Consider the following 16,625-nt stretch of genomic DNA (forward strand, 5'->3'; position numbering starts at 1 on the left):
GCGCTAGTGAGTCAAGTGACCGCCGCCGCGTCGGCCGTGAACCACCAACCCGGGGAACCACCCGGGAAGCGGGCGAACCGGCGGCGGGCACCGCTCCGGCGGTACCCCCGCCGGACGCCCTGGATCTATCTCGCCCCCGCCCTGGTGGTGCTGGCGGGGCTGCTCGTCTATCCCATTTATCAGCTCGCGCTGATCTCCTTCATGGAGTACACGCAGGCCCAGGTGAGCGGCGACGAGCCCGCCACTTTCCAGGGGCTCGGCAATTACACCGAACTGTTCGCCGACCGACAGTTCTGGGATGTCCTGCTGGCCACCGTCCTCTTCGCCGCAGCCTGCGTGCTGGGCACGCTGCTGGTCGGCTGCTCCCTGGCCGTACTGCTCAGTCGAATACGGGCGTTCCCCCGGCTGGTGCTGATGCTGGCCGCGCTCGGTGCCTGGGCCACTCCGGGAATCACCGGTTCCACTGTGTGGGTCTTCCTCTTCGATCCCGACTTCGGGCCCGTCAACAAAGTTCTGGGGCTCGGGGATTTCTCCTGGACGTACGGCCGCTACAGCTCGTTCGCGCTGGTCCTCTTCGAAGTGGTCTGGTGCTCCTTCCCGCTGGTGATGGTGACCGTCTACGCGGGAATCCGCGCCATTCCGCAGGAGCTGCTGGAGGCCGCCTCGCTCGACGGCGCCAACATGTGGCGGACCTGGCGCAGTGTGATGGCTCCCTTGCTGCGGCCGATCCTCATCGTGGTCACCATTCAGTCGATCATTTGGGACTTCAAGGTCTTCACCCAGATCTATGTGATGACGGGCGGAGGCGGCATCGCGGGCCAGAACCTTGTGCTGAATGTGTACGCGTATCAAAAAGCCTTCGCCTCTTCCGAGTACAGCCTCGGATCCGCGATCGGAGTGGTGATGCTGCTGCTCCTCTTCGCGTTCACCCTCCTCTATCTGTGGCTGCTGCGCCGGAAGGGAGAAGAGCTGTGAGTACCCTCGCAAACGGCGTGGAACAGCGAAGCGCGCACCATGCTGCACGGGCCCGGCGGCGTCGGGTGCGGAAGCCGTGGCGGCTGGCGGCGGAGTGCGCGGCCATACTGATCGCGCTACTGGTGGCCTTTCCGCTGTACTGGATGGCGCTTTCCGCTTTCAAGCCCTCGGACGAGGTGCAGTCCGAACGACCGATGCCGTGGACGCTGAAGCCCACGCTGGACTCTTTCCGGCGGGTCTTCGAACAGGAGGACCTGGGGAAGTACTTCGTCAACAGCGTGATCGTGGCGCTGTGCGTGGTCGTGGCCTCCGCGCTGATCGCCTTTCTCGCCGCGACGGCCGTGACGCGCTTCCGCTTCCGCCTGCGCACGACGCTGCTGATTCTCTTCCTCGCCGCCCAGATGGTGCCGGTCGAGGCACTGACCATCCCGATGTTCTTCTTGATGCGGGACTTCGGCACACTCAACTCCCTGGGCTCGCTGATCCTGCCGCATATCGCGTTCTCGCTGCCCTTCGCGATCTGGATGCTGCGGGGCTTCGTACGCGCGGTTCCGGATTCGCTGGAGGAGCAGGCGTACATCGACGGCGCGAGCAGGACGCGCTTCCTGTGGCAGATTCTCTTCCCCCTGGTGCTGCCGGGACTCGTCGCGACCAGCGTCTTCTCGTTCATCGCCACCTGGAACGACTTCCTGTTCGCGAAGACCTTCATCATCAGCGCGACCGAGAACTCCACGCTCCCGATGGCGCTGCTGGTCTTCTTCGACGAGGAGACCCCCGACTGGGGCGGCGTGATGGCGGCATCGACGGTGATGACGGTGCCGGTGCTGGTCTTCTTCATCGCGGTGCACCGCAGGCTGGTGTCGGGTCTGGGCGGAGCAGTCAAGGACTGAAGTACCGGAGGGCTCGGGTCCGGTGGAAAACGGAAGGGACAGGCGGGGCATGAGTGCGCTGGTTCCGCGCGTGGTCAGCGAAGTGGCCGAGGTCGGCGAGGGGTTCGTATGGGGGAGCGGCACCGAGCTGCGGGTCGCTCCCGGCACCAAGGGCGTCGCCGCCTGGCTGCGGGGCTGGGCACCACGGGAAGAAGGCGGCGGGGGCTCCGTCGAGCTGAGCCTCGACGACGGCCTGGCTTCCGAGGCGTACCGGCTCGACGTCGCCGCCGACCGTGTCCGCCTCGTGGGCGGCAGCGCGGCCGGGGTCTTCTGGGCAGCCCAGACCCTGCGCCAGCTGCTGCCGCCCCGCGTCTGCCGGCGGGCCGGAGCGTGGGGGCCCTGGCGCCTCGCCCCGGTCCGTATCGACGACGAACCCCGCTTCGCCTGGCGGGGGTTCATGCTCGACGTCGCCCGGCATTTCATGCCCAAGGACGGTGTGCTGCGCGTCGTCGACCAGCTCGCCGCGCACAAGCTGAACGTGCTGCACTTCCATCTGACGGACGATCAGGGCTGGCGCCTGGAGATCAAACGTCACCCCAGGCTGACCGAGGTCGGCGCGTGGCGCGCGGGAACACAGGTCGGACACCGGGCATCCACGCTCTGGGACGCCCGCCCGCACGGGGGCTACTACACCCACGACGACATCCGCGAGATCGTCGCCTACGCCGCCGAGCGGCACATCACCGTCGTACCCGAGATCGACATGCCGGGCCACTCGTCGGCGGCAATCGCCTCCTATCCCGAGCTGGGCTGCACCGATGTCGCCGACACGTCGGGCCTTGAGGTGCCTGGCCACTGGGGGATGAACCTCCATCTGCTGTCACCGTCAGATGCCACGCTCCGCTTCTATGAGGAGGTGCTGGAGGAGGTCCTCGACCTTTTTCCCTCGCCGTTCATCCACGTCGGTGGGGATGAGTGCAAGAAGGACCAGTGGCGCGAATCGGCGGCGGCGCAGGCCCGTATCAGTGCCGAAGGGCTGGCCGACGAGGACGCGCTCCAGGGCTGGTTCACGCGGCACTTCGACCGCTGGCTCGCAGCACGCGGACGGCGGCTCATCGGCTGGGACGAGATCCTGGAGGGTGGCGTACTGGACGACGGTTTTCCGGGAGGCGGCCTCACCGAGGGCGCCGCTGTGTTGTCCTGGCGCGGTTACGACGGCGGAATCACCGCAGCGCGCGCCGGACACGACGTGGTGATGTGCCCGGAACACGAGCTGTATCTGGACCGCCGCCAGGACGAGGGTGAGGACGAGCCGATGCCGCTCGGATACGTCCAGACCCTGCGCGATGTCTACCACTTCGAGCCGTTGCCGCCTGAGTTGGCGGGAACCCCCGAGGCGCGGCACGTCCGCGGTATCCAGGCCAACCTGTGGAGCGAGTGCACCGAAAGCCAACAGCGCGTGGACTACCAGGTCTTCCCCCGACTGGCGGCGGTCGCCGAGGTGGCGTGGTCGCCGTTGGAACCCGCCGCGGAGCGGGACTTCGCCGACTTCGAGCGCCGCCTGGCCGAGGCGCACTACGCTCGCCTGGACGCCATGGGCGTCGACTACCGCCCGCCCTCCGGCCCTCGCCCCTGGCAGCGCCGCCCCGGAATCCCCGGCCGCCCACGCTGACCCAGCGCGGGGCCGGTGGCGGTATCTCGGCGTCCGAGGTGTGGGGCCGCGGGTGGGGTCCACTCGTCGAGCACGGCCCACTCGTCGAGCACGGCCCACTCGTCGAGCACGGGTGCGGTCGAAGTGTTCGCCGTTTCCGTGGGTCTGCCGACGGTAGCGGCGAACGGCTCAGACGTGAGCGGGTGCCTTCGTGCCGCGGATCGCCGCATGGGCCGCGGCGGCGAGCGTGCGGCGGTCTTGCACCGGGCGGAGTACGGGATGGGCCGTGACGCGGACTGTGAGGTCCCGGGCGCTGATCACCCGGTGAAGTGAAGCGGTGAAGGTGTCCTCGCCGAGGAACGCTGCCACCGTGCTGGGCATACCGCCCTGCAGATAGCTGACCGTCACCGGCTGGACAAGGGCGCCGGCGTCGATCACCGCCTGGAACATGGCGCGGCGGAATCCGCTGCCCGACTCGGTGCACCAGGTGGTCCCCTGAGGGAAGACCATGACCGAACGGCCGCCGCGCAGGGTGTCCGCCACCTGCGCCACGGTGCCGGGCAGGCTTCGGATCCGGTCCCGATCGATGAACTGCACCCCCGCCTGTGTGGCCAGCGAGCCGAACAACGGCCACCGTGCCACCTCACGTTTGGCAAGCGCGGTGGCGGGTTCGACCGCGAACAGCGCGAGGGCATCGAGCCACGAGATGTGGTCCGACACGATCAGCGACCCCGTCCCCCTGCGGCGGTGTGGCTCGCCGAAGGCGGACACCGGGGCCTCGAGCTGCAGCCCGAGGGCACGAATCACCCCCCGAGCCTGGGGGCGGAGGACATCTCCCCGCGTCAGGCGCGGCCCGGTCGCCAGTCCGCGTATCAGCGCGCGTGCCAAGGCCGCGTACCGGCGCGCCTGCACGGCAGCGGCGACCGGCGGAACGCGATGCGCAGCGCATCGAGCCGTACAGGGCGAGGAGACCGTCCAGAGGCTCACCGCGACTCTCCGAGGAAGTAGCGGTAGTAGCGGTCGTTCAACTGCTCCATGTCGAGGATCACGAAGAAGTCCGCGACCCCGAACTCGGGGTCATGGGCGGGAGCACCGCACACCCAGGCTCCGAGCCGCAGGTAGCCGCGGAACAGCGGCGGGAGCTGGGAGTAGCGGGCCGCGGCTGTCCAGGCCGGCGCCGACGCCGGCGCCGTAGGCCGCCACGGGCGGCGGGGCGAGACCGTCATACTGGCGGGTGGTGCGTGCTTGGCGGAGCACAGGGCCCATGCGCTCGCTGCCGCCTGCCCGCCGTCGGCCAAAGGCACCGATGCGCAGCCCGCGAGATAGCGGTGTCCCGACAGGAGCACATAGCGGGCGAGCCCGGACCACATCAAGTTGATCACAGCCCCCGAACGGTGGTCAGGATGCACGCACGAACGTCCGGCCTCGACCATCGAAGAGCGGATCCCGTCCAGCGCACTCAGGTCGAACTCGCCGTCCGAATACGAGCGTTCGGCCCTTCCCGGAGGCAAGAGGCGGTAGGTCCCGACGACGTCGCCTGTCGTGGTGTCCGTGACGATCAAGTGGTCCGCGAGGTCGTCAAAGGCGTCCACATCGTGGCCGGCCAAGGGGGAATCGAGGGTGGCGCCCATCTCCTCGCCGAAGACCTGGTGACGAAGCCGCTGCGCGGCCCGTACCTCGGCGGCGGAATCAGCGACAGCGGTGACGTAAGCGGCGCTTTCCCTTGCCATGGATGAGGTCGTCATGGGTGATCACGTCTCCTTAGCAGGCTCGTGTCCAGGGCCGGAAAGAACCGACGGCGCAGCGCGCAAGAAGAAGTCCACCCAGGACGCTCTTCATTCACGGCAGCACAAGGCGCATGTTCCTTGCGCGGATCCCCGCTCCTTCCTGGAGCGCCGAACTGGCGGCCCATGAGATTATTCATAGCGCCGGATACGGGCTAGGAGATTGCTCCGAAGCATCAGCTAACTGAACCGATGGTTCGGGCTCGACCAGCGCCTCACTTCTCGGGAATGAACGGACTCCTCAACATGAAGAGGTGTATTTCCCGGCTGTGCCTTATCTGAGGCATTCGATACCGGGGGAAGGCGGTTGATGGCATCCTGACGCGTGAACCCCGATGTAATTCGACGCAGTTCTTCAGTGGCACCGAAGTGAAGACTCCTGCCCAGGCCGGGTAATCAATTGGAAGAGCGCAGGCTGAGAACATGGGATTCACGGGCAAGGGATTCAGCCGTACGTTCCGATCCGGAAGCCTGTCGTGGCCGCTGTATGGCCGACCCGCATAGCCTTCACGGGCTGTTGTTACCGTGTTCGGCATCGGGGGCTTCGGCGAAGTGCGATCGCGGACAGGGGGCGGTGTGTGCGGCTGGTGCACCCGCCCGGAGAGGAGTCCCGGCATGCCGATGCCCGTCACGTCCCAGTTCAGCCAGACCTTCCACCAGGTGGGCTCGTACTACGCGGCTTCCGCGTGGGAACAGCTGAAGACCTACGAGGAGTATCAGCGCCCCCTGGCGGGCCGTTGGTACCTGGACTTCGAGGCGAGCACCTGGCTGTCCGACGGCAAGACCGTGCATCAGGCTCCGATCGGTTCCCTCGGCACCGACAACAGCTGGCTGTGGGCTTGGGCCAACAATCGCACCCACCCTCTCGGCTCCGAGCGCCGTGAGCTCTCCCTCCAGCTACAGCGGTTCGGTGAGAAGCACGAGGTCTACGAGTTCGTCGAGCCGCGACTCGAACTCGACTCCTTCCCCGCGCCCATCCCGGCAGCTGAGCGGCTCGCCCTCACGGCCATGGGCGTACTTGGCGCCCGCGGCTACGCCAGCGTCGAAATGGAGACCGGCGCCCGTGCGTACTTCCTGATCGACGACGAGACGGTGCCCCTCGCGCCCTTTCGCCGACAGGTGCTGTCCTCCGTGTTCCACGAGGCGTTGGGAGTCTTCGCCTCCTTCCCGCGGCTGGTGGCGGAGGGCTACCTCAGGCTCCACGGCTTCGAGGTCTGGGAGGACGACCAGAACTGCATGCACGCGCGAAGCGAGGGCTACACGGTCTCCATACGCTTCGATGATCAGGACCGCGTGATCGCGGTGAGCCACGGTGAGGACAGGGACTGACGGACGTCCCTTTGACGAATACGTCGCCCTGCGGCGTGGTACAGGATCGGTCATGTCCTTCACACATGTGCTCGCGGTCGCCCCGGTGACCGACATCGAGGCCGCCGTGAGCTGGTACGAACGGTTCTTCGGCAGGCCCGCCGACACGAGGCCGATGCCGGGGCTCGCCGACTGGCACGTCTCCTCCTCCGGCTGGGTGCAGGTCTTCCAGTCCCCCGAGCACGCGGGCGGCACTCTCCTCAACCTCGCCGTCGAGGATCTCGATCGGGCGCTGGAGGACCTCGCGCAGCGCGGCGTCACGACGGCGGGCGAGATCCAGCCGGGGGCACAGCAGGTGCGGTTCGCCGCAGTACACGACCCGGACGGCAACCGGATCACGCTGATCGAGAACCCCGTCGCATAGCGGAGCCACCGAGCCGGACAAGCAGCGGGGCGCGGCGGTGAGCGCCCCGCGTGGTTCACAACGCGCAGTGGGCGGTGTACTCGGGCTGCGCACAGGGCAGATGGCCGTGTTCGGCGACCTGGTGCTGGCCGGTTCCGGTGACGAGGTACGTCAGAAAGCTCGCGGCCAGGGAACGGGCCGGCGGCCGGCCGTAGGTGTAGGCGTACTCGGTCTCCCGGAACGGGTAGTCGCCGACCGCCACCGTGCCGGTGTCCGCCTGCCGGCCGTCGATCCGCACCCGTCCGACGCCGTCGGACGCGGTGGCGGCGCTCAGCTCGGCATAGCCGAGTGCGCCCGGCACGTCGGCGACGGTGTCCAGGACCCGCCGAGTGGTCGTGCGCTCGCACCGCAGCGTCGGGGCGTCCGAGTCGTAGGGGGTGACGCAGTCGCGGGATGAGGCCTGTGGTTCGCCCTCCCCGTTGAGGAGGTGGTTCTCCAGGGCACGGCGCGTCCCGGACTGCGCGTCGCGGCTCACCAGGCGGATGGGCAGTTTGTTGCCGCCGACGTCCGACCAGTCGCGGTATTCGCCCCGGTAGATCTTCTGGATCTCCTTCAGGGACAGCTCCCGTACCCCGGCCTTCTCGTTGACGACCAGGGTGAAGACGGAGATGGCGATACGGCGGCTCCGCAGCTGGGGGAGACCGCCCTGTCGCTGTCCGTCGGAGAAGGCGATGTGCTCGGGGAAGACGCCGTCCTTCGCCCGTCTTCCCGCGTCCTGGAGTGCGACCGTGCCCTCGTTGCTGCCGCGCGGGTCCACGGTGATCCGCGCACCGGGGCATCGCCTCTCGTACGCGCGTCCGGCCTCCTCGGCGACCGGGGCGAAGGCCGTGGAGCCGGAGACCCGCAGGCTTCCGGTGGCGCAGTCCAGCGGTGGCCGTTCGTTGAGGGTGAGCAGCACCGGCTCCAGCAGGAGCAGCAGGGAGAGGAAGCCGATCAGGACCAGCACCCGGTTGCTGGGGCGGGGTTGGCGGCGGTTGCGTTTGACGGCGCCGTCCTTGACGCCGCCGTCCACGACGATGTGCCTGCTGGTGCCGCTACCGGTGAGCAGCACCAGCAGCTTGAAGTGGTCGCCCCTGTTGAGCGGCACCTTGGGCAGGTGGATGGTGTTGTCCTCGTGCCGCAGTCCGGAGTGCGGGCCGAGGTGGCCCATCAGGTGGTCGGCGCTGGGCTCGGTGACGGCGAGGCCGATGACCCGCCGCTCGCCGAACGTGGCGGTGAGTCCGCTGACTTCCCGCGAGGTGTAGTCGTCTGCGGCGATACCGCGCAGTCCGTCGTTCTCGATCCGCAGCAGCACCAGCGAGGCGTTCGACATCTCCGGCAGGGAACCGAAGTGACCCAGCAGCACATTGGTCCGCCTGTTCGCCGAGGTGTCGGACCGGGCCGATATGGCGGTGTCCATCTGGACGCGGTAGCCGATGCGTTTGAGCCCTGGCATGAGCCGCTCGTAGGCGAGCACACCAACGCTCGCCAGCAGGCCGAGGACGGCGAGCAGGTTCTCCGGCGACAGCCAGGCGGACAGGGTGAGCTCTTGCGTATCCATGAGGGCCTCGCACATGTGACCGAGCGATCTGGCCACAGTAGGAGCCCTTCCGGGCACGGTGGCCTGAATCCCCTGCCCGCCCCGAGAAGTTCGGCCCTCGTTCAGCAAACCGCGACATGCGGCTTCGAACACTGGGTGGACCTCTCGCGGGTCGGGAGCAAGGGGTCGCCGAGGTTGCCGCGAGTGCGAAGACGGGTGGGTGTCAGCCTTCTGCGGCTGGGCGTGTGTGACGAGCTCCGTTCAGTACGGAGTCGAGCAGGCCGGGGAACAGCGCGTCCAAGTCGTCACGGCGAACCCGCACCAGCCGGGTTCGGCCCTTGACGGTGGTCCAGGTGACTCCCGCCTCGCGCAGCACCCGGTAGTGGTGGGAGAGCGTCGTCTGGTGAACGTCCAGGTCGCCGCCGATGGCGTTGCAGCTTTCCTCGCCGGTCATGGCGAGCCGTTGGACGATCTCCAGCCGCACAGGATCGGCCAGCGCACGCAGCACCTCCACCATCCGGATCGCCTCGGTCGCCGGCTGGGACACCTCACGCATCGCTTCCTCCCTCCGTGCCAAGAGCCTCCGTGCCAGGGTCGAAGCCTACCCACTCATTGATACATGGACAAGCATCCATGTATCTCCTACAGTGCCGATCACCTACCTCCGCGGCGCTTCGAGAAGGCGGCACGATCCATGCTGAAACGACTCCTCCCCCTGGCCCTGGCGACGTTCGCCGTCGGCACCGACAGCTACGTCATCGCGGGCCTGCTCCCCTCCATCGCAGCCGACCTGGGGGTATCCACCCCGGCAGCCGGTCAGCTGGTGACGGTCTTCGCCCTGACGATGGCGTTGTCGGCGCCGGTGATGGGGGCCCTCACCAGCGGCCTGGACCGGCGGTCGGCGCTACTGATCGCATTGGGCGTGTTCGTGATCGGCAACGCCGTCACCGCGTTGGGCACCAGTTACGAGGTGGTGATGGCCGCCCGCATCGCCACCGCCGTGGGAGCGGGCACCATCAACTCCGCCGCCTCCAGCACGGCGGCGGCCATCGCTCCGCCGGAACGCCGTGGCCGGGCGCTGGCCTTCGTGCTGGGCGGCCTGACCTTGGCGACCGCGCTGGGACTGCCGCTCGGTACGCTGATCGGCCGCGCCGACTGGCACATCACCCTGTGGGCCGTCGCCGGGGTCGGCCTGCTGGCGGCCGTCGGTATCGCCGTCGGACTGCCCGGGGTGACGCTCCCCGCCGCCTCGCTGTCCGACCGCCTGCGTCCGCTCAAGCAGGGCCGCGTACTGGCACTGCTGGCGGTCACCTCACTGGCCTTTCTGGGCGCCTACACCCTTTACACCTACATCGCCCCCACCCTGCGGGACGCCACCGGCGGCAATGAGTCGCTACTGATCCTGATCCTGCTGGCCTGGGGCGTCGGCACCCTGGCCGGGAACATCACCGCCGGCCGCCTGGTCGACCGCCACGACTCCGCCCGCATCCTGACCGGTACCCTCACCCTCGCGACTCTCGCCCTGGCACTGACCCCACTGGCGACCCGTGCCCTCGCGCCCGCCCTGCTCTGGGCGGCGGTATGGGGCGTGACCCTCGGCGTCATCGTCGTCCCGCAGCAGCACCGGCTCATCGCCCTCAGCCCCGCCGCTGCACCTCTCCTGCTCGGTCTCAACTCCTCCGCGCTCTACGTCGGGATAGCCCTCGGCGGCGGTTTCGGGGGACTGGCACAAGAATGGCTCGGGCTTGCCCCGGCCGAACTGGGGCTGGTGGCCGCCGGCGTCACAGCCCTCACCCTCCTGTGGCACCTGGGCACCACGCGTCGCCCCACCGCGCCCGCCCCCGTGACACCGGCGCCGACCTCGGCCGACCCGGAGAACTCCAAGGCGTGACCGGCCCCTCCGTTCTACCGGATCGTCCGCGACACCGGCCGCCGCCCGGAAGAAGCAGCCCGCCTCCGACGCGGCCCCCTCCAGCGAGTCGACCCCGTCCGGCGCACCCGTTGAGGTATCGGCCAACTCGCGGCAGGTAGTTGCGTTGCGTGTGGGGCGATCGCCTACGCGCAGGCAGGTTCAGCGAAAAGTCACGGGCTGGGCTGCGGGGAGGCGTTGATACCCGGGGTGGAAGTCCGTGGCGGTGGTGGGTTTCGGCTTGGTTGATGACGGAGGTGTGGTCAGGTGAGGTGGAGGCGGTGGTGGAGGGTACGGAGGGTGTCACCGACCAGCTGGGTGGGTGAGAGCCGGAAGTGCCAGAGAGGGCTGGGGCGGAGCAGCGCGGCGCCCCGGTGTTCGAGGCCCTTCATGGCCTGGGAGAGGAGCATCAGAACAGGTCGGTAGAGGAACTGGACTGCTGGGTCGGCGTCGTCCAGGGCAGCCTGTGCGGCGTGGAAGGCGGCGCGGGCCTTGCCGCAGGCATGGGCGCAGAGATCTCGGACGGCGGGGGTGTCACGGCCGGCTTCCAGGTCGGTGCGGGTGACGCCGAAGTGCAGCAGATCGGTTTCGGGGATGGTGAGCAGGCCGCGTTGCAGGTCGTCGGCCAGGTCGGCGAGATCGTCCCAGCGTTGCGCGGCGTCGAAGGCCAGTCTCGACGCGGTCTCGTTGCGGGGGTGGGGCGGAACGCGGCATGCGCCGAGCAGGATACGGGCGGCCGGCATGTTGCTGCGGTCGTTGTTGTCGTGGTGATCCTGCTCGGTGGCGTACCCCGTCAGCCCAAGTCGGCCGACTTGTCCTGCCAGGTAGTTGTGGACATCGGCAGGGTCGACGGGCCGCACTTGCGCTGTGTGCAGGAAGGCCCGCAGGAAGGGCTGTTCGGCGTGTCCGGTGGCCAGCCCCTGCCGGACCTGCTCGGCCCAGGCGTCGAACACTGCCCGGTCGTGCTGGTGCACCGGCACATCCGCCAGGCAGTCGGCGTGGATGATGAGGGCGCCCACAGCGAACAAGTGGGGCTGCCAGGCCAGCGGGCTCAGCAGGCGCCCGGGGGGATAGAGGCCCGGGTACCGGCGGGCTGCCAGATGTGCTGCGGCGGTGTAGTCGTCGCGCAGTCGGCCCTGGGGAATCCCGGCCAGGTGCAGTGTGCGCTGCCACGGTAAGGCCCGGTTCAGAAGCTGACGCAGCAGTGGCAGGCCGGGCGCGGTCATGAGGGCCGGCTCGAACGCCCGGGCTTCTTCGACTCCGTGGTGAGCTGGTGCACGGTGAAGCGGGCCGTCTCCCTCAGCCCGTCCCACAGGGCGGTGCCCAGATGGGAGGCGATCGCCGTGGGCAGACCGAGCAATGTGGCGGGGCCGGGCACAAGAGCAGGGCTTTCGACCGCCACAGAGGCGGCAGCGTCGGCTGCGTCGGCTGCGTCCGCCGGGTCCAGTGCGCCGAAGCGGCGCCGGCGCTGGTAGTACAGCTCCAGCGCATGCCGGAAGTGCGAGGTGCGGAAGTCGGGCCACAGCACATCGAGGAAGACGAGTTCGGCGTAGGCACAGTGCCACAGCAGGAAGTTCGACAGCCGGTGCTCGCCCCCGGTACGCAGGAGCAGGTCGACATCGGGCAGTTCGGGTATCTGCATACGCTGGGCAAAGGTCTCGGCGGTGATTTCCTCGGCCGGGACGCCCTGGGCGACCAGGGAGCGTGCGGCCTCGCACAGGTCTTGGCGGCCTCCGTAGTTGAACGCCAGGCTCAGCTGCAGAGTGCTGTTGTCGCGGGTGAGTTCCTCGGCCTCGCGCAGCCTGTCCGTCACCTCCGCGGGAATGCGAGAATCCGCACCGCCCAGCAGACGCAGCCGCACCCCGCGGCTGTCCATGTGCTGGGTTTCCCGGCCGACGACGTGCTGCGTGAGGAAGCGCATCAGGAAGCTGACTTCTTCCTCCGGACGTGACCAGTTCTCCGTGGAGAAGACGAAGAGCGTCAGCCACTCGACCTTCTCCTGCAACGCGCCGTCCAGAACCGCTTCGATGGCAGTTCGGGCCGCCATGTGGCCGTGAGTGCGCTCCAGTCCGCGGTGCTGGGCCCAGCGGCCGTTGCCGTCCATGATGCAAGCGACATGCCTGGGAGGAGTCCTGGGTGTCATCCGCTCTCCAGTGAACACTTAGAGCAACAGCGTCAATTCGGAGGGTAAATGCCCCGCTGTCGGCGTTCGTATCCCCTTCGCACGACACTCCCACGAGGGAATTCCGACAGGCCGACCCGTGACAGGCCGGCGCGGAGCCTCAGCAGCCCCAGGCAAGACAAATGCAGAGCGTCTGGAATCGTGCCGTACGGATGGTGGGTCGGCGGATGCCAGGACCGGCCGGGGGCCGCCATTTGTTAGCGGGATGTTAGATCTGGGTGACGGGCCTTGTACGGGTGTGGCGGCCACGCCCATGCTCATGCAGCACACTCCCCGTCTCCGGGGCATCTCCCCTCCCACCAGGGACTTTCCATCCCAGGGACTTTCCATCTGGAGCCGCCATGTCCTCGTCCCCGGCCATGCCCGCACCCCGGCCCGAAGAACTCCGCGCGAAACGTCGCCTCGCCCTCGTCGGCGGGTCACTGGGCAATCTCGTCGAGTGGTACGACTGGTTCGTCTACGCCAGCTTCGCGATCTACTTCGCCGACTCGTTCTTCCCCGGCGACAACCCGACCACCCAGCTGATGAACACCGCCGGGATCTTCGCGGTCGGCTTTCTGATGCGCCCGGTCGGTGGGTGGGTGCTCGGCAGGGCCGCGGACCGGCGCGGGCGGAAGAGCGCGCTCACCCTCACCGTCACCATGATGTCGGTGGCCGCCCTGCTGATCGCCGTCGCCCCGACCTACGGGCAGGCAGGCTACTTCGGCGCCCTGGTGCTGCTGTTGGCACGGCTGCTTCAGGGCATGAGCATCGGCGGTGAGTACGCGGCCAGCGCCACGTATCTGACCGAGGCATCCGCTCACAACAGGCGCGGTCTGGGCTCCTCCTTCCAGTACGTGTCGATGACCTGTGGACAGCTCCTCGGCCTGGGCATCCTCATCACGATGCAGCACACGATGACCACCGCCCAGCTGGAGAGCTGGGGCTGGCGCATCCCGTTCGTGCTCGGCGCGCTCTTCGCTCTGGTGGTGTTCTGGCTGCGGCGCAGGCTGACGGAGACCGACGCGTTCACCGAGGAGACCGGCGAGGGGGGTCCTGACGACAGCACGCGCGGCACCCTGAAGGCGCTGTGGCAGCACCGCCGCCAGGCGGGCCTGGTCATGGCGCTCACCCTCGGCGGCACGGTGGCCTACTACACGTACACCACGTACCTCACCAAGTACCTGATCGACAGCGCGGGCATGGAGAAGACCACGGCCACGCTGGTGAGTTTCACGGCGCTGCTCGTCTTCGCCGTGCTCCAGCCCTTCGCCGGGATGCTGTCGGACCGGATCGGCCGCCGCCCGCTGCTGATCACCTTCGCGCTGGGCTGCACCGTCGGCACGTACCCGATCATGACCGCGCTGGGATCGGCGTCCTCCTACTGGCCCGCGCTGGGTCTGTCCCTGCTGGCCCTGGTGATCGTCACCGGGTACACCTCGATCAACGCGGCCGTGAAGGCGGAACTCTTCCCGACCCGGGTACGCGCCCTGGGTGTGGCGCTGCCGTACGCCATCGCCAACGCCCTCTTCGGCGGTACGGCGGAGTACGTGGCACTGTGGTTCAAGGACAGCGGCCACGAGACCATGTTCTTCTGGTATGTGTCCGGGTGCGCGACGATCTCCCTGATCACCTATCTCCTCATGCCGGACACGCGGGACGCCAAGCTCACTCGCGCCGAGACCGAGACCGAGACGGACGCGGACGCCGACCGTGACCGGGATGCGGTGGCAGCTCCCGTGGAAGCGGTCCGCTGAATCCGCTGTGACCTGGGCGGGCCGCTTCGGCTTCGGCTTCCGTAAGCTGCTGCCCAGGTCACAGCGGCATAGCGTCATAAGGACTTCCCATGCACGCCCTTCTGGTCGAGGACGACGATCGCATGGCCCACGCCCTCGGTACGGCCCTCGCCCAGCGCGGGCACACCGTCCGCCGGTTCGGCCGTGCACTGGACGCCCTGCGGCATGTCAACGAGGCCGACTTCGTTCTGCTCGACCTGGGGCTGCCGGACCTGGACGGGCTGGAGCTGCTGCGGCGGCTGCGGACCGTGTGCGATGCGCCGCTGATCGTGGTCACCGCCCGCTGCGAGGAGCGCGACATCGTGCAGGGGCTGCGCGCCGGCGCCGACGACTATGTGGTCAAGCCGTTCCGCATGAACGAGCTCATGGCCCGGATCGACACCGTCCGCCGCCGCACCGGGACACCCGCCGGCCGCGCGGACGACGGAGGGCCATCCGTACGCACCGGCGACGTGGAGATCGACATCGCGGGCCGCGCGGTCACGGTCGCCGGGGCCGAGGTGCGGCTCACCCGCCGCGAGTTCGACGTCCTCTCCTTCCTCGCGGCACGCCCGGACGAGGTGCACAGCCGCGAAGAGATCCTCGGCCGGATCTGGGGCGACGCCTTCCTCACCGCCTCACGGTCCCTGGACGTCCATGTGGCGGGCATCCGCGCCAAGACCGGCCGGGCCGGCCTGGTCCGCACCGTGCACGGCTTCGGCTACCAGCTCGGCTCCCCTCCCGTGGGCGACGAACGTGCGGGCGGCCGATGAGACGCAGGCTCCTCGCCGTGCTGATGTTGCTCATGGGAGCCGCGGCGCTGCTGCTCTCGCTGCCCCTGGCCGGCTCCTATGCAAGCGGGCGGACCGAACATCTGCTGCTCCACCGGCGCTCCGAGGCGGTACGGTTCGCCGATCTGGCCGACCGGGTGCGCACCGACTCCGACCGTACCGAGCTGTCTGCCGAGATCCGACGGTACGCGGAGCTGTACGGCGCCGCCGTGACCGTGGTCGACGCAGCGGGGCGGACAGTCGCCCGGGCCGGCCCTGGCACCCCGGCGTCCTCCGTCGCCGCCGCGAAGGACGCCCAAGGCGAGGCGCTGACCGGCCGGTCCACCGAGCGGCTGCCGACGATTCGGCCGTGGGGACCGGACACCGTGGTGCTGGCCGAACCTGTCGGGCGGGACGAGCGGGTGAGCGGAGCGGTGCTGCTGGCCGTCCCCACCGAGGCCGCCCGCCGGGACGTGACGGTCCGCTGGACGCTCATCGGGGCCGGCGCGCTCGCCGCTTTCTCGTCCGCGGCCCTGGTCGCCATGGGCATCACCCGATGGCTGATGCGCCCGGTCCGCGACCTGGATCGCGCTGTGGAGAGCCTGGCATCCGGAAGCCTTGAGACGCGGGCCGTCTCCGACACCGGACCGCCGGAGCTGCGCCATCTGCGGCGGCACTTCAACACCATGGCGGAGGCCATGGCCGATTCCATCGGCCGCCAGCGCGATTTCGTCGCCGACGCCTCCCACCAACTGCGCAATCCACTGGCCACCTTGGTGCTCCAGCTGGAGAACGTCGAGCCGCACGTCGCCCAAGGCCCCGGCCGGGACGAGCACGCCCGCGCCCTGGACGAGGCGGAACGGCTGGAGGAACTGCTCGACGGCCTGCTCGCGCTGGCACGCGTGGAATCCGGTACTCCGGAACGCGTCGGCCAAGACGTGTCGCGGGCGATCCGCGAACGAGTGGCGGCCTGGGAGCCGGTCTTCCGCTCCCTGGACCTGGAGCTGACTGCGTCCACCGTCCCGGAGGGCCTGCGGGCCCGCGCCCTGCCCGACGCGGTGGGCCGGATCCTGGACGCGCTCCTCGACAACGCCGCCAAGTTCTTGCCGCCCGGCGGCCATGTCGACGTACACGCGACGCTTTGCGACGGCGAGGTTCTCGTGCGCGTCAGTGACGACGGACCCGGGGTGCCCGAGGAACAGGTGCCGCTGCTGCTGCGGCGTTTCGCCCGGGCGCCCGGGCACCAGAACGTTCCGGGCAGCGGGCTGGGCCTGGCCATCGCCGATGAGACCGCCCGCATGAGCGGAGGCCGACTCGGTGTAGCCCGTAACATGCCGCACGGCCTCACCGTGGAACTCGGACTTCCGTCCTGCTGAGTGCTGTGTGCCTGCCCGGCCGGGTGCCTGCCTGTTCAGCAGAACCCCGATCCCTCAGTACGCGA

General features: G+C 68.9%; 15 protein-coding genes. 9 read left to right on the forward strand and 6 right to left on the reverse strand.

Going from position 1 to position 16,625, the window contains the following annotated elements:
• The first annotated feature begins 15 nt into the window (after positions 1–15).
• From ACTWQF_RS08635 to ACTWQF_RS08645, 3 genes are read left to right on the forward strand one after another with little or no spacing between them, the layout of a single operon-like run.
• Positions 16–975 (forward strand): carbohydrate ABC transporter permease, encoded by a 960-nt coding sequence (locus ACTWQF_RS08635; protein WP_443278590.1) that lies wholly within the window; start codon positions 16–18, stop codon positions 973–975.
• Entirely contained in the window at positions 972–1,865 is an 894-nt protein-coding gene (locus ACTWQF_RS08640) for a carbohydrate ABC transporter permease (RefSeq protein WP_443278591.1), read from the forward strand. The genes ACTWQF_RS08635 and ACTWQF_RS08640 overlap by 4 nt, the downstream gene beginning before the upstream one ends.
• A 49-nt stretch (positions 1,866–1,914) precedes the next feature.
• Positions 1,915–3,516 carry a beta-N-acetylhexosaminidase gene (locus ACTWQF_RS08645; protein ID WP_443278592.1) on the forward strand — a complete coding sequence of 534 codons (1,602 nt, stop codon included), beginning with the start codon at positions 1,915–1,917 and terminating at the stop codon, positions 3,514–3,516.
• 168 nt (positions 3,517–3,684) lie between these two features.
• On the opposite strand, the gene ACTWQF_RS08650 is transcribed toward ACTWQF_RS08645, so the two are convergent.
• Positions 3,685–4,302, reverse strand: a complete 618-nt coding sequence (locus tag ACTWQF_RS08650) for a lysophospholipid acyltransferase family protein (RefSeq protein WP_443278593.1) — start codon at positions 4,300–4,302, stop codon at positions 3,685–3,687.
• 176 nt (positions 4,303–4,478) lie between these two features.
• A complete protein-coding gene (locus tag ACTWQF_RS08655; RefSeq protein ID WP_443278594.1) occupies positions 4,479–5,240 on the reverse strand; it encodes a GNAT family N-acetyltransferase in 762 nt (253 codons plus the stop codon).
• 654 nt (positions 5,241–5,894) lie between these two features.
• Here ACTWQF_RS08655 and ACTWQF_RS08660 point away from each other — a divergent pair.
• Positions 5,895–6,608, forward strand: a complete 714-nt coding sequence (locus ACTWQF_RS08660) for a DUF6882 domain-containing protein (RefSeq protein WP_443278595.1) — start codon at positions 5,895–5,897, stop codon at positions 6,606–6,608.
• A 52-nt stretch (positions 6,609–6,660) separates the two neighbouring features.
• A complete protein-coding gene (locus tag ACTWQF_RS08665) occupies positions 6,661–7,011 on the forward strand; it encodes a VOC family protein (RefSeq protein WP_443278596.1) in 351 nt (116 codons plus the stop codon).
• Between the two features lie 55 nt (positions 7,012–7,066).
• Here the strand turns inward: ACTWQF_RS08665 and ACTWQF_RS08670 are convergent, their stop codons facing one another.
• Together ACTWQF_RS08670 and ACTWQF_RS08675 are read right to left on the reverse strand one after the other, a co-directional pair.
• Positions 7,067–8,590: a PstS family phosphate ABC transporter substrate-binding protein gene (locus ACTWQF_RS08670; protein ID WP_443278597.1), complete on the reverse strand. Its 1,524-nt coding sequence runs from the start codon at positions 8,588–8,590 to the stop codon at positions 7,067–7,069.
• 202 nt (positions 8,591–8,792) lie between these two features.
• Entirely contained in the window at positions 8,793–9,125 is a 333-nt protein-coding gene (locus tag ACTWQF_RS08675) for an ArsR/SmtB family transcription factor (RefSeq protein ID WP_443278598.1), read from the reverse strand.
• A gap of 138 nt (positions 9,126–9,263) precedes the next feature.
• Between ACTWQF_RS08675 and ACTWQF_RS08680 the strand changes: the two genes are divergently transcribed.
• Positions 9,264–10,460 (forward strand): MFS transporter, encoded by a 1,197-nt coding sequence (locus ACTWQF_RS08680; protein WP_443278599.1) that lies wholly within the window; start codon positions 9,264–9,266, stop codon positions 10,458–10,460.
• A gap of 281 nt (positions 10,461–10,741) precedes the next feature.
• Here ACTWQF_RS08680 and ACTWQF_RS08685 read toward each other — a convergent pair whose 3' ends face one another.
• Positions 10,742–11,704 (reverse strand): squalene/phytoene synthase family protein, encoded by a 963-nt coding sequence (locus ACTWQF_RS08685; protein WP_443278600.1) that lies wholly within the window; start codon positions 11,702–11,704, stop codon positions 10,742–10,744.
• Positions 11,701–12,621 (reverse strand): polyprenyl diphosphate synthase, encoded by a 921-nt coding sequence (gene uppS / locus ACTWQF_RS08690; protein ID WP_443278601.1) that lies wholly within the window; start codon positions 12,619–12,621, stop codon positions 11,701–11,703. Before uppS ends, ACTWQF_RS08685 begins: the two co-directional genes overlap by 4 nt.
• Positions 12,622–13,019: 398 nt before the next feature.
• On the opposite strand from uppS, the gene ACTWQF_RS08695 reads away from it, so the two are divergent.
• The 3 genes from ACTWQF_RS08695 to ACTWQF_RS08705 all read left to right on the forward strand — a co-directional run bounded on the left by ACTWQF_RS08695 (position 13,020) and on the right by ACTWQF_RS08705 (position 16,560).
• Entirely contained in the window at positions 13,020–14,396 is a 1,377-nt protein-coding gene (locus tag ACTWQF_RS08695) for an MFS transporter (protein WP_443278949.1), read from the forward strand.
• Positions 14,397–14,485: 89 nt separating this feature from the next.
• Positions 14,486–15,187 (forward strand): response regulator transcription factor, encoded by a 702-nt coding sequence (locus ACTWQF_RS08700; RefSeq protein WP_443278602.1) that lies wholly within the window; start codon positions 14,486–14,488, stop codon positions 15,185–15,187.
• Positions 15,184–16,560 (forward strand): ATP-binding protein, encoded by a 1,377-nt coding sequence (locus tag ACTWQF_RS08705; RefSeq protein WP_443278603.1) that lies wholly within the window; start codon positions 15,184–15,186, stop codon positions 16,558–16,560. The genes ACTWQF_RS08700 and ACTWQF_RS08705 overlap by 4 nt, the downstream gene beginning before the upstream one ends.
• The last annotated feature ends 65 nt before the right edge of the window (positions 16,561–16,625 follow it).

Source organism: Streptomyces sp. 8N114, from assembly GCF_052245835.1.
Taxonomy (GTDB): Bacteria; Actinomycetota; Actinomycetes; order Streptomycetales; family Streptomycetaceae; genus Streptomyces.